The 13,757-nt window shown below is 44.9% G+C and carries 11 protein-coding genes; 8 read left to right on the top strand and 3 right to left on the bottom strand.

From position 1 onward, the window contains the following. Positions 1-9 precede the first annotated feature (9 nt). Positions 10-969, top strand: a complete 960-nt coding sequence (locus BLT91_RS16285; protein ID WP_090822735.1) for an acetylxylan esterase — start codon at positions 10-12, stop codon at positions 967-969. Between the two features lie 216 nt (positions 970-1,185). Here BLT91_RS16285 and BLT91_RS16280 read toward each other — a convergent pair whose 3' ends face one another. Then, the gene (locus BLT91_RS16280; protein ID WP_090822733.1) at positions 1,186-1,899 is read right to left on the bottom strand and encodes a response regulator; all 714 of its coding nucleotides are present in this window, start codon (positions 1,897-1,899) and stop codon (positions 1,186-1,188) included. Then, positions 1,874-3,505 carry an ATP-binding protein gene (locus BLT91_RS16275; protein WP_090822731.1) on the bottom strand — a complete coding sequence of 544 codons (1,632 nt, stop codon included), beginning with the start codon at positions 3,503-3,505 and terminating at the stop codon, positions 1,874-1,876. Before BLT91_RS16275 ends, BLT91_RS16280 begins: the two co-directional genes overlap by 26 nt. A 225-nt stretch (positions 3,506-3,730) precedes the next feature. On the opposite strand from BLT91_RS16275, the gene BLT91_RS16270 reads away from it, so the two are divergent. The 4 genes from BLT91_RS16270 to BLT91_RS16250 all read left to right on the top strand — a co-directional run bounded on the left by BLT91_RS16270 (position 3,731) and on the right by BLT91_RS16250 (position 7,432). Beyond that, positions 3,731-4,798, top strand: a complete 1,068-nt coding sequence (locus tag BLT91_RS16270; RefSeq protein ID WP_090822729.1) for a Bug family tripartite tricarboxylate transporter substrate binding protein — start codon at positions 3,731-3,733, stop codon at positions 4,796-4,798. A 73-nt stretch (positions 4,799-4,871) separates the two neighbouring features. Then, complete coding sequence (locus tag BLT91_RS16265; protein WP_090822727.1) at positions 4,872-5,330, top strand: tripartite tricarboxylate transporter TctB family protein; 459 nt, start codon at positions 4,872-4,874, stop codon at positions 5,328-5,330. 55 nt (positions 5,331-5,385) lie between these two features. Further along, positions 5,386-6,912 (top strand): tripartite tricarboxylate transporter permease, encoded by a 1,527-nt coding sequence (locus BLT91_RS16260; protein ID WP_090822725.1) that lies wholly within the window; start codon positions 5,386-5,388, stop codon positions 6,910-6,912. Positions 6,913-7,189: 277 nt separating this feature from the next. Then, positions 7,190-7,432, top strand: coding sequence for an HPr family phosphocarrier protein (locus BLT91_RS16250; protein WP_090822720.1), 243 nt, complete (start codon positions 7,190-7,192; stop codon positions 7,430-7,432). Between the two features lie 46 nt (positions 7,433-7,478). Here BLT91_RS16250 and BLT91_RS16245 read toward each other — a convergent pair whose 3' ends face one another. Beyond that, on the bottom strand, positions 7,479-7,685 hold the full coding sequence (locus BLT91_RS16245) for a YrzA family protein (protein WP_090822718.1): 207 nt from the start codon (positions 7,683-7,685) through the stop codon (positions 7,479-7,481). A gap of 172 nt (positions 7,686-7,857) precedes the next feature. Between BLT91_RS16245 and BLT91_RS16240 the strand changes: the two genes are divergently transcribed. The 3 genes from BLT91_RS16240 to BLT91_RS16230 all read left to right on the top strand — a co-directional run bounded on the left by BLT91_RS16240 (position 7,858) and on the right by BLT91_RS16230 (position 13,741). After that, a complete protein-coding gene (locus BLT91_RS16240) occupies positions 7,858-9,609 on the top strand; it encodes an ABC transporter ATP-binding protein (protein WP_090822716.1) in 1,752 nt (583 codons plus the stop codon). Beyond that, the gene (locus tag BLT91_RS16235; protein ID WP_090822714.1) at positions 9,596-11,395 is read left to right on the top strand and encodes an ABC transporter ATP-binding protein; all 1,800 of its coding nucleotides are present in this window, start codon (positions 9,596-9,598) and stop codon (positions 11,393-11,395) included. Before BLT91_RS16240 ends, BLT91_RS16235 begins: the two co-directional genes overlap by 14 nt. A gap of 111 nt (positions 11,396-11,506) precedes the next feature. Further along, the gene (locus BLT91_RS16230) at positions 11,507-13,741 is read left to right on the top strand and encodes a GDYXXLXY domain-containing protein (RefSeq protein WP_090822712.1); all 2,235 of its coding nucleotides are present in this window, start codon (positions 11,507-11,509) and stop codon (positions 13,739-13,741) included. Positions 13,742-13,757: the final 16 nt, after the last annotated feature.

The raw sequence follows: 13,757 nt of genomic DNA, 5'->3' as shown, positions 1-13,757 counted from the left end.
GATGTTAATATGCCATTATTTGATTTTCCATTAGACAAGCTAGTCACTTATGAAGGACGCAATCCACGTCCAGAAGATTTCGATGCTTATTGGGAGCGGGCTATCGCTGAAATGAAGGTAATTGATCCTCAAATCAAACTACGACCAAGTGAGTTTCAAGTACCTTTTGCCGAATGTTTCGACCTCTATTTCACAGGCGTCAAAGGGGCACGCATCTATGCGAAATATATCCGACCAAAACTTGCAGCAGCGTCTCATCCAGCGATTTTACAATTTCATGGATACTCCGGTAATTCCGGCGACTGGTCCGATAAAATTCAGTATGCTGCGCTAGGCTATTCATTCTTTTCGATGGATTGCCGTGGTCAAGGCGGTCTATCGGAAGATGTGGGTGGTATGAAGGGGACGACGCTTCGAGGACATATTGTTCGCGGCTTAGATGATCATCCTGATCAATTGTTGTTCCGAGATATTTTTCTAGATACAGCTCAACTCGCAGGCATTGCGATGAGCATGCCGGAGGTTGATCCCGAGCGAGTAGGAGCTATGGGTGGTTCACAAGGGGGAGCCTTGACGATTGCATGTGCTGCATTGGAGCCTCGCATCAAGCGGTTAGCGCCTGTTTATCCATTCCTTAGCGACTATAAGCGCGTCTGGGAAATGGATTTGGCGAAGGATGCCTACCAAGAACTGAAAGACTTTTTCCGCCGTCACGATCCGCAACATAAGCGGGAAGAAGAAATTTTCACGAAGCTGGGGTATATCGATATTCAGTTTCTTGCGGAGCGAATTCAAGGCGAAGTACTGCTGGCAGTAGGTCTGAGCGACACGGTATGTCCGCCTTCCACGCAGTTCGCTGCTTACAACAAAATCAAGTCGAAAAAACAGTTGGAATTGTACCCGGATTTTGGTCATGAAGGTTTACCTGGATTCAACGATATGACATTGCAGTTTATGTTGGGACTGTAATTATGAATGCCTCTCTCATCATCGTGATGGGAGTGGCATTTTTGTTTTATATTGCGGATGCCAATACTTTCTGGGGGTAACTCCGGTCATTTTTTTGAAAAGCTGGAAGCGAAGCTAACCCCTTATTTATAGTGGAAAGTAGCAAAATCCAACTGAGAAGACCAAAATGGACGTTTCAGATAAAACGTGGAGGTGTATTGGAGAAGCCCCACCAAATCAAGCGTTATTCTTCCGGTACACCCGTTCCGGGCGGCCGACCACACCGTAAGACAGATCGGCGTATAAATCGCCCGAGCTGACTAAGTGCTCCAGATAACGGCGGCCGGTAGAGCGGCTAACGCCGATTTCTTTGGCGATTTGGTCAGCGGTCAAGCCGTCAGGTGCGCCGGAAATCGCGTGGACGATTTTCACCAACGTCAGCTTGTCGATCCCTTTGGGTAGGAATGAGGTGTCCGAGCCGGATTCCTTCTTAGATGAGCCCAACAGAAGGCGGTCAACGTCGCTCTGATTAATCATTCCGCTATCGTTCATTCGCTTTAATTCGCGATGGAAATTCAGATAGCGCAGCAGCGTTTCTTGCAGTCGATTAAATACGAGCGGTTTCATAATGTAGTCGAACGCCCCTCCGCGAATAGCCTCACGGATGGCATCTATTTCTTTGGCCGCAGTTATCATAATGACGTCTGTTTCCCGATAATGCTGCCGAATAAAGGAAAGCATTTCTAAGCCATTGGCACCCGGCAAATAGACATCAAGCAGGACAAGATGTGGGGTCAGAATTTCCAACTGTTCCTTAGCTTGACCCACATCTGTGGCGATACCGACAACGTGGAATCCTGCAACTTTTTCAATGAATCTCCTGTTGATTTCGGCGATTTTCACATCATCTTCCACGATTAATACTTCAACGATCGGATTTTGGTGTTCCATTCAACTGACTCCTTTCTGCGAGATCACGGATCTTGGGAATCGCAACGGTGAATATGGTGCCGCCTGCCGGATTTTTATGAAACGTAATGTACCCATTCAACTTTCTGACAGCATGCTGGACCAGAGCGAGTCCGATGCCTCTGTGTTCCCCTTCTTTGGTTGAAAACCCCTTTTCAAATACAGCCATACTCGTTTCCTCAGAAATACCTACGCCCCGATCTTCACATTCAATAATGAGATCTTCACCAAGGTCAGTGAGAAATAATTTCACATACCGCTCATTCTGATCATCTTCGACAAGAACAGCTTCCATGGCATTATCGACGAGGTTCCCAATAATAGTGACGAGCAAGTTCCGATCAATCTGCTCCGGGATGTCGCTGAACGAGCTTTCGTGATCAATTTCGAATGTTAGCTTTAATTCTTGCGCGTGATTAAATTTGCCAATGAGCAGCCCGCCGATCATCGGATCCGGGATTTCCCGCATAATGAACTGTACCCAATTCTGGTGCACGTCGGCTTCCCGCGAGATCAGCTCGACAGCCTCTTGGTAGGATTCAAGTTGGATAAGTCCGGAGATAACATAAAGCTTGTTCGAAAATTCATGCGTTTGAGCGCGTAGCGCCTCTGCAAAACGTTTGACCTGAGATAGTTCCTCGGCCAATTGGTACAGCTCCGATTTGCTGCGAAAGCTGGATACGGCACCGGTCACACCGGATTTCCGCTCTATGATCGGTACCCGGTTCACAATAACCTCATGATCGCCAATCAGCATTTCATGGTCAAATTCGGCTTTACCCGTACGTACGACTTCATAAAGTCTCGTATTCGGAATGACTTCCTCGATTTGCCTTCCTGTAATCTTTGCCGTTACAGGCAAATGGAGCAGCTGCAGCGCATAGCGGTTTGCCATCGTAATAATGCCCTCTCGATTGACCGCAATGATACCTTCGCGAATGGACTCTAAAATCGCCTTCTTTTCGGTATATAAAGCGCCGATTTCCTTGGGCTCCAAGCCATGAATGGAACGCCGGACGTTATGAGCGATGAGGACAGAGCCGACAAGTCCAATGACAAGAACGATCAAAGAGATCATCTCGATTCGTGTTTGATACGCAGTGGTAATTAGTGCAATGTCCTCTGTCAGGAAGCCAACGGATACAATACCAATTACTTGACTATTGTCGTCAAATACCGGAGCTTTGCCGCGAAGTGAGGGACCCAGCGATCCAATAGCCTTGGAAATTATGGATTGCCCCTCGAGAACGGGACCATTATCTCCACCGACCATTTCTTTGCCTATCCGATCAGGCAGAGGATGAGAGTAACGAATCCCATCGCGGTTCCCAACAACGATATATTCCGCATCTATTTTCTCGCGAATCGTCTCCGCAATCGGTTGAATGACGGCCGAAGGATCTTTTAATTGAAAAGCATTTCTGATTTCAGCCATACTGGCTACAGTTTCAGCGACCTTGAGAGCGCGTGTACCAATCTGATCCTCAAGCGCAGAGGTCATAATGTAATAGAAAATGCTGCCAAGACTAACGATGATGAAGAAAAGCAGTGAACAAATAATCAAGATCAGCTTGGTTTGCAGCCTCATGCCTGAGTAGGCCCCCCCGTTTTTGCTAGTATTGTATCATAAAGCGTTATCATTTTGAGGGAAAACGATTTGGAGCTGCCGTGAACAATATGAACAAAATGTCCAAAACGGAGTTATTATAACTAATCTTGTTAAACTTTTCTAATTCCTATGCAGGTGATATTCTGAAAGCGCTTCATAGAAAGCGGATACATGAACAACACCAAACATATGGAGGGGTTTCAATTGATAAAAAATGTAGTAACAGCATCATGGAAGGTTACGACCATCGGCGTATTGGCTATTTCCTTAGCAGCATGCGGAAATGGTACAGCCAAACCTACGAACGCCTCAGCGGATAAAGGGAAAGAAACCGCAGCACCAACGCAAGCGGCATCCAAATATCCAGAGAAGGCGTTGAGCATTATTGCTCCATCCGGCGCAGGCGGCGGTTGGGATATGACGGCACGCACCATCGCTAAAGTATTGTCGGAAACCAAAGCGCTCGATAAGCCGATTTCGGTAGAAAATAAACCAGGCGGAGGCGGAGCCGTCTTCTTGGCGGAATATGCGACGAAAGATGTGAAAGACAATTACAAATTATTCGTCAGTTCCCCGCCGATTCTCATTAACAATCTGAAAAAAGAAGGCAACACGCCATACGGTTATCAAGATACGACACCACTTGCTCAATTGACAAAAGATTATGGTGCGGTTGCGGTTGCAGCAAACTCGAAATATAAAGATTTGAAATCACTGCTGGATGATTTGAAAGCGGATCCAACGAAACTGACGGTTGCTGGCGGTTCTGCACCAGGCTCCATGGATCATTTGGTTTCCATTCTTCCTGCCTTTAAATACGGTATCGACCCGAAAAAGGTGAAATACGTATCCTATGATGGCGGCGGGGAAGCGGTAACCGCTTTACTTGGCGGTAATGCAGATGTGCTAGGTACTGATGCTTCTTCCTTGGATCAATATGTGAAAGCTGGCAAGATCAGAGTGCTGGCGGTGGCGTCTCCACAGCGACTTGGCGGCAGCATGAAAGATGTTCCAACCATGAAAGAGCAGGGTGTTGATGCCGAGTTCTTAATCTGGCGTGGATTCTTCGGACCTAAGAATATGGATGCTGGTGCGAAAAAGTTCTGGGAAGATACCATCAAGAAAATGGTTGATTCGGATACGTGGAAAAAAGAAATGACAGCGAACAACTGGGAAACAGATTATAAAAAAGCTGATGATTTCAAAACTTACCTTGCACAGCAAGAAACGCAATTAAAAGATATGCTGACAGCACTTGGTATGCAGAAATAAGAATGCCTTAGATGCAGGGAGAAGTGTTCATACCTTCTCCCTATGCCCCAAGGGCGGGAGGTTGAGAAGAAAGATGAATACAATGTTTGACCGATATGCAGGTATCATTTTTTTCGCCATCGGCACGGCATTTGTGATCGGCAGCAGAAGCATTTCCACTAGCGCATATGGCAGCAATGTGGGTGCAAATATTTTCCCCATGCTATTGGGCGGATTCTTGGCTCTAATGAGTGTACGCCTTATTTACGATACATTTCGCAGACAAAAAGCTGAGAAGTATAAAGAAAACTTGGATTATAAAAGATTCATTATCATTTTCATCGCAGCTGTCCTCTATGCGTATTTTCTTGAAGATATCGGATTTGTCATATCGACATTTCTGTTCTTAATGATCGGATTTCAAACGATGCAGAAGGGCAGCGTATGGGTTTCCCTTCTAATATCAATCGCTTTTTCCTGTGGTGTTTACTATTTGTATGTCAACTTGCTAGATGGTTCGCTTCCGGGGTTCCCAACTTGGTTAGGCTTCTAAGATATTGCTTACGTAGTGGGTTTGCTAAAAAGCAAACTCTAAGGAGGTTATCGAAATGAGCACGATTGATTATGTGCTTCATGGCTTGGGTACTGCGATGCAGTGGCACAATGTCGTATTTGTTTTTCTAGGCGTATTAATTGGTACAGTAGTAGGTGTCCTACCTGGGATTGGACCTATGAGCGGTGTGGCTTTACTAATCCCGATTACAGCGACAATGACCGCAGGATTAGGTCCTGAAGAAGCCGCGACAAGCTCCATTATTTTGCTCGCCGGCGTCTATTATGGTGCCATGTACGGAGGTTCGACGACTTCCATCCTGCTGAATACACCGGGTGAATCCTCATCCGTAGTGACAACGCTAGACGGTTACCAAATGGCTAAACAAGGCAGAGCCGGGGCAGCGCTTGCGATTTCGGCGATCGGTTCCTTCGCCGCCGGCATCATTTCCTTAATTGGCCTTATCTTCCTAGCTCGGCCGTTGTCGGCCGTTGCAATCAAATTTGGTCCTGCCGAATATTTCTCCCTCATGGTTCTTGGTTTGCTCGCGATTAGCGGTCTAGCTGGGAAATCCATGGTAAAAGCTTTAATGATGACGGCTTTCGGACTGCTGCTCGCTACAATCGGGATTGATAACGTATCCGGCGTAGAGCGCTTCACATTTAACATTCCGGAGCTCTATCAGGGCTTGGAATTCCTTACTGTTGCCGTAGGTACTTTCGCTGTCGGTGAAGTGTTCAAGACGATTCTGCAGCGAGAAGGAAACGATGGCGAGTTGGCCAAAATCAATCGAATCCTGCCAACCAAACAGGATTTGAAAGATAGCGCAGCACCTATTGCCCGCGGTTCGGTGCTCGGATTTTTCATCGGGCTTCTGCCAGGTGCCGGAGCCATTCTTGCCTCCTTTTTCGCTTACATCGTAGAAAAGAAAATCAGCAAAAATCCCGAGAAATTTGGGAAAGGCGCTATTGAAGGTGTAGCATCTCCGGAAGCAGCGAATAATGCAGCGTCTGGTGGAGCTATGATTCCATTGTTGACGTTAGGTATTCCTTCATCAGGTACAACGGCGATCTTAATGGGCGCTTTTATTATGTACAATGTGCAGCCGGGTCCCTTGCTATTCCAAGATCACCCGCAGCTCGCATGGGGCGTTATCGCCAGTATGTTCGTAGGCAACCTGATGCTGCTTATTCTGAATATGCCGCTTGTCAAAGTGTTCGCCAAAGTAATTGAAACGCCTACCAAATACTTAATTCCATTGATTATCGTATTTTCCGTATTCGGTGTATACGCTGTTCAATATTCAACATTTGATTTGCTTTTAATTATGGGTTGCGGTCTTGCAGGTTACTTCTTATCGAAAAACGATTACCCATTAGCACCACTTGTACTCGGTCTTATTCTCGGACCTATGTTGGAAAATAACATGCGCAGAGCGCTGACCATTTCTAATGGTGATTTTATGATTTTCTTGCAAAAACCAGTCTCCCTCGTCTTCTTAATTATCGGATTCCTTTGGTTGACGATTCCATTATTCCTGAAATGGAGAGGCAAAAACGTACTTGTGAACGAAGAAGCATAAGCTAGAATTAATGCCCCTAAGATGCTGGGTGGAGCTCTGATACCAATCAGCCTCTATCCGCTGACTAGGGGTTTCATTTTACTGGAGTGAGTCAGAGATGGATGTGCTTTTTCTTATCGTACTCAATGTTATCGTTCCTTGCCGGTATCACAGTCATTATTCCAAGTGTTTTCAATCAAGAGGTGGTCAGACTCATTCGGAAAGGGGTTATTGAAGCGGCGATACAAACCGGAGTGGCTCGGAGAATGCCACGCGAATTCAGATTGGGGGGATCGAAATGAGTGGTTTGGGGACAAAAGCGATTGTGGAAATAAATCAGGCGGTTAATCAATTCAAATCGAGCATAGTCATCAAAGTGGGCAAACGCTTCATCGATGTCAAAAGTATTCTTGGTCTAAGCATAACGCTCTTTTGCAATGAGGTGTATCTGCTAGACATTCACGGTCCTGATGAAGTAGAGGCAAGACTGGCGATGGTTGAGATTTTTAGCAAACATGGACTTCCGCTCAGCGGAATTTAGAAATAAAGTAGGAGTTGCACCTTTACCAAGGGGCAACTCCTATTTTTTACTTCACCTTAAAGTGCACAACAGCACTGTACAGCATTTTACCGGCATTTGGATCGAACACAATATGATGTTGAATCGCGAACACATCGAGCAACAGCGCTTTGTTGTTATCAATTTGTTCGTTAATTTGCCGTTCAAGTGATTTTATATCATAAGCTTGAAAAAATTCTATTTTATTTTCGATGCGGTCAAGAATAAAGTCCATTATATAATCCCCCTAGGCTATGATGTAAAGTTTAGATGGCTTCTTTATTATAACGTCAATTTCTGATATAGGAAGTAAATGTGAATAAGCGTATACTGAAAGAGGATACATGTAAAAGTTCCCTCGGAATACTTCATATTCCAGACAACAAGTATTAGGAAGTGATGTCGTTTTGAAGTCTACACGGTTATTAGTTGATTTCTTCAAAGAGAAATGGCTGTTGTACGTCGTAGCCGCATTGTCCATTTCGGTAGGAAACATCATTCATTCGTATTATCCCAAGCTGCTGGGCATGTTTACAGACCAACTGCATCAGGGCGGTTTGAGCAAAAGTCTTATCATTGAGTACAGTTTACAGCTGCTGGTGATTGGCATTTTGTTCGGTGTTTTGACGGCCATTGGCCAGTATATGATTATGCGAAACGGAAGACGCTTCGAGTTCGTTTCAAGAAACCGCTTGTTTGACCATTTCACACAGCTGGGAGCGACCTTTTACTCGAAGAATGGCGTTGGCAAGCTGCTGAGCTATGTGATGAACGATGTGACCGTGATTCGAGAATCGATTTCGATGGGGATCAACCACATCGTGAACTCCGCAATTTTGATTACGGCTGTGATTGTTACAATGCTCTTCAGTTCGATCCCGCTTTATTTAATTCTTGTTTGCATTTTGCCCTTATTGCTTATTCCTGTTCTGACCGTGAAATTTCAACCTATTATTAAAAAGCATTCCTTACAAGTACAAGAAGCATTAGGCAAAATGACAGAGTCAGCCGAGGAGCAATTCGGCGGCATACGTGTAGCTAAGAAATTCGCGGTGGAACCGATTATGGTTCGAAGGTTCAGCGAAACGGTAGACAGGATTCGCGACAACCAACTGAGGCTGGTTCGGCTTTCTTCCTTATTTGAAGCACTTATTCCGTTTCTGGGCGCAATATCGCTGATTATCGCGATTGCTTTTGGGGGCTATTTGACCATTCTAGGTCGGATTACGATTGGAAATTTTGTAGAATTGACGCTATACATACGTATGATGGTAAACCCACTTCAGCAAATAGGTCGCGTCATTAATGCGATGCAGCGCTCTAGAGCTTCGCTTGAGCGAATTAATGAGTTGCTCGATTTGAAATCCGATGTTGTTCTGAAGGAGCTTGCCCAGATTTCCGATCTCGACCAAGAGGGGATTCGGATTGAACATTTATCTTTTGCGTATCCAGATGATGAGGATGAGGTACTTCATGATATTTCATTGACAATTGAACCGGGTAAGTCAATTGGCATTATTGGAAAAACAGGCAGCGGAAAATCGACTTTGGTGAAGTTGATGCTGCGTATTTATGAACCCCCAGAGGGTACCGTATGGATTGGGGAAACGGATATTCGCGATGTAACTTTAGAAAGCCTGCGCAATCAAATCGCTTACGTTCCTCAAGAGGGCTTCTTGTTTAGCACGACCATTCGGGATAACATCGCCTTTTACAAAAGGGAATCACCCCTAGAGCAAGTAGAGCGAGCTGCCAAGAAAGCACAAATTCTCGCCAGTATTACTTCTTTTCCTGAGAAATTTGAGACGAAGCTTGGTGAGCGCGGGGTCACCTTATCGGGTGGGCAGCGTCAACGAACGAGCTTAGCCAGAGGAATCATTAAGGATTCGCCATTGATGATTCTAGACGATAGTGTTAGCGCAGTAGATTCTGTGACGGAGAAGCACATCATCGATACGATCCGCAAAGAACGATCGAACAAAACGACGATTTGGATCGCACATCGGATCTCTGCTTTGAAGCATACGGATGAGATTATCGTGCTTCACGAAGGCAGGATTGTGCAGCGCGGAACGCATCAAGAACTGATTGCACAGGAGGGCTTGTATGCCGAGCTTCATGCGATACAAGAAGGGGGGAGCCACGATGGCCTCGAATAAAAGCAGCAGCACGCAGGAGCGGCAAACGACGAAAACTTCCTTCCGTTCTTTATCCGTGTATGCTAAGCCGCACAGGCTCACCTTTGTAGCCGTTTTGTTCTGTGCATTACTGGGTATTGCAGCGGATTTATTCCAGCCGTATCTGGTCAAGATCGCAATTGATGATAATTTAATGGTTGGGAAAAATGACTATCAATCGCTGCTGCTCATCTGTTTGTTCTATGCTGGACTCTCTGTCAGCAGTTTGTTTTTCAGTTACCTACAGAATAATTTACTGCAGTTCGCCGGCCAAAGCATTGTCGCTAAAATACGCAAGGATTTATTCGAGCATATCTTTAAGTTGTCGATGTCTTATTATGATCGGACGCCAAGCGGCAGCCTGATTACGCATGTTTCTAGTGACACGGAAACGCTGAATCAGTTTTTTACACAGGTTCTTCTGAGTTTGGTGCGCGATGGAATGACACTCATTTTCATCATTGTGCTGATGTATCATCTGGATCCCCAGCTAACCCTGTACAGTATGATTGTGATTCCTATCATTGGCTTAATTGCTGTTAGCTTTCGCAGATACATGCGCAAAATCTATCAACTCTCAAGGACGCAGCTATCCCAAATGGTTGCCTTTGCTGCTGAAAATTTATCTGGTATGCATCTTATTCAAGCTTTCCATCAAGAGAAGGAACAGATGAATCGCTTCACTGAGCGGAATCTCGGCTATTTCCGTGCTAATTTGCGGGAAATTCGTACGAACGTTTTGTTCAATCGGTCCTTTGATATTTTGGGGAATTTATCTGTAGCCTTTATTACTTGGATTGGCGGCATAGCGGTTTTCGATAAAACGATTGAATTCGGTGTTTTGTACGCATTTATTACGTATATCCGGCAGTTTTTTCAACCGATTAATAATATTACACAGCAATGGAATACCCTTCAATCTACGACGGTGTCTATGAATCGCATTTGGAATATTTTTTCCACTCAACCAGAAGTAAGGGATAAAGATGATGTGAATTCTATTGCATTGACCGATGTGAAGGGTGAGATTCATTTCAATCATGTGCAATTTGGATATCTGAAGAATGCAACTGTCATTGAGGATCTCGAGCTTCATATAGAGCCTGGTGAAATGATCGGCATTGTAGGGACGACAGGCGCGGGTAAAAGCTCGCTGATTAGCTTGCTCTGCCGCTTTTATGATGTGCAGGAGGGAAGCATCCTGATTGATGGCACGGACATTCGGGATATCCCGCAGGCCGTTTTGCATCGTATGGTTGGACTGGTGCAGCAGGAGCCGTACTTATACGCCGGCAGCATTCTAGATAATGTTCGGATGTTTGATGAAACCATTGTGCGTGAGGACGTTATCGAGGCTTGCCGGTTGGTTGGGGCAGATAGCCTCATTGCACGGATGAAGGATGGTTATGAGACACGTATCTCCGAACGAGGAAGCGGACTTTCCGCGGGAGAAAGACAACTGATCTCGTTCGCGCGGATAATTGTTTTTCAACCGAAAGTGTTGATCTTAGATGAAGCTACGGCGAATTTGGATTCACAAACAGAACAGTTGATCCAATCTGCGCTGCAGGTAGTTGCAGAAGGGAGAACGACACTAGTTATCGCTCATCGCATTTCGACAATCATCCATGCAAACCGCATTCTGGTGATGAGTCAAGGGCAAATTGTTGAAGAGGGCAGCCATGCGGAATTGCTTGCACTCCATGGGTATTATGAGCAGTTATATCTACACTCTCAGGGTAGTATGGAAACCGCGCATACGATATGAGATCACCTCTTCCTCCTTTAGGCTAATGATCTGGTACTAGGAATAGATAGTACTTCTCAAAATGAGCAGCTCTAGTACAATTAGAAGTAAGTCGAAAGGAGGAAAACCATCATGAAATCTAAATTTGTTACCATTCAACTAGGCTATGTGTTGGGAGTTAGTAGCCTTTTAACCGCAATTGTATATTTTTTTGCAACGAATTGGGAGAAATTAAACCGCTGGGAGAAATTCATTCCTGTCTTTTTGCTCATCTTGGGCTTCTATGGTTTATCGGTATGGCTTTCTCGCCAAACGGGCAGGAAGTTTCTGAGCAAGCTTAGCTTGTTCGCGTGTTGTATATCCTTCGGTGTAGGAGTCGGACTTATTGGCCAAACCTACAATTCACATGCGGATAGCTACAGCTTGTTCGCAATATGGTTCATTCCGGCTCTGCTATTTGCCATTCTAACCAGATGGCAGCCCTTTTACGTACTCGCGTATATTTTGGGCCATCTCGCATACGGTTTGTATTTCTTCCCGCGGTGGGGTTCGAATTCAGACGCAGAAATCATCCAAATCACCATTTGGCTAGGAATCGTCATTGTAAACGGCATGTTGTATGTGCTCACCGAAAAGAGACGCTTGCAATCGCCATTTCTTAAATGGGTTTCATTTCAAGCTGCCATAGGCATTCTATTATACCTTTCGATTTCACAAGCATTTGAAGACTACGGTGTTTTCATGAATCTGCCTCTTATCGTGCTGCTTGCTGCGGCAGTTCGCTATACACACAAAACGAGGAACAAAGTGTACCTACTGTTTGCCGGTCTCTGGGTTTCGGCAGCGGTTACTGTCAAATATATCGAACTAATTATTCATCATTACAATGAGCTATTTTTCATATCCAGTCTGTTGTTCATTATTTTGTTCATAGGTGCGAATGTGAAGTTCATGAACTATATACGGTCTTGGAACCCATCATCAATGCCATCGGAATCGGGAGATAACTCGGACGTAGTGCTTGCTGATGGGAAACCGGATGGGGATTTTACCAAATGGGTCGTTCGTGTTCTTACCGTATCTGTCATTATCATCGGTTCGCTTCTGGGCAGCTTGACTGTCATTGGGATCGTTACCGTTGTACTAGGATTCGATAATCCGGAAAATGTGCTGATTGGTTTTGGTCTTGTCTTCGTCATTGTGATGATTTTAGCGAAGAAGTTAAATTCATTAGTTCGTTACACGATTCTCATTAGTGGATTAATGCTTGGAGCGGGAGCAGCTGTTATTAAGGAAAGTGTCCCTCTATTGCTCGTATTTTTTGTCCTTACGATTGCTGCCTTTGTTTATATGGCAGGCATGGTGCATCGTATATTTTTCTTCCTTGCTGCTGTCATTATCTCAGCTTTCGTGCTATTTAATTGGATCGATAGCGGTGTAATTGTCCTTACTGTGCTTACTGGCTTATTATTTGTCATGGTTGCCTTAGCACAGCTGATGCGGAATGCGGCAGTCAGACAGCCAATTCTTTATAGCAGTTTTCCTTCGTTTCTGCTTACTTTATTTATCTTAACTTTCATGACGGAGTCTGCGTGGTATTATGTAACTAATGTGTTGTTCTTCCTCATTGTTGTGCTCGCCTTAGTCATTAGTAAACAGCTGAACATCAAATGGATGTTCGCTTGGGCGATGGGATATTGGATTGCTTTCCTCGTGTACAAATATTACGATCTGGCATGGAAGCTTTTGCACAAATCGATTAGCTTCGCCATTATCGGGATATTAATCCTGTCGATAACCGTTTGGTATGAAAAAAGGCATCGTTTGGAAGCCGTTGAACAATCAAAGGCTAACTCCTACTATGCTGTGAATCGTTGGATCATTGCACTTCTGGTACTGCTGCAAGTCTTGGCAATGTCCTTGCAAATTGGCAAAAGTGAGTGGCTGCTTACTCATGGACAGCTAATTAAGCTGCAGCTTCAACCGCTTGATCCACGTTCTCTCATTCAAGGTGATTATGTACGTTTGCGCTATACGATTTCGGAGCCGCCGATATTTGAAGATAAGAATCAAGACGCAGCTTCGAAGGGTAAAATAAGCGTCGTTCTAGCTCCGAACTCGGCGACAGGCGTCTATGAATACAGCCGCGTGTATACCAAAGGGGAAACTCTTGCTCCGAGAGAAGTTCGATTGAATGGAACGAAGATGGGGTATAAGGGTATCGAGTACGGTATCGAAACTTATTTTGTCCCCGAAGGAACAGGCAGGGATGTTGAGCGGGATGCTAAGTTTGCTGAAGTGAAGGTTTCCGCGGGCGGAGATGCAATTCTTGTTCGTCTGCTTCCACAGCCAAATGTTGTTCAGTAAAGATTAATGTGGTAAA

This window comes from Paenibacillus sp. yr247, from assembly GCF_900103825.1.
Lineage (GTDB): Bacteria > Bacillota > Bacilli > Paenibacillales > NBRC-103111 > Paenibacillus_E.
The sequence above is the reverse complement of the archived record's forward strand: the minus strand, read 5'-3'. Positions and strand labels throughout refer to the sequence as shown.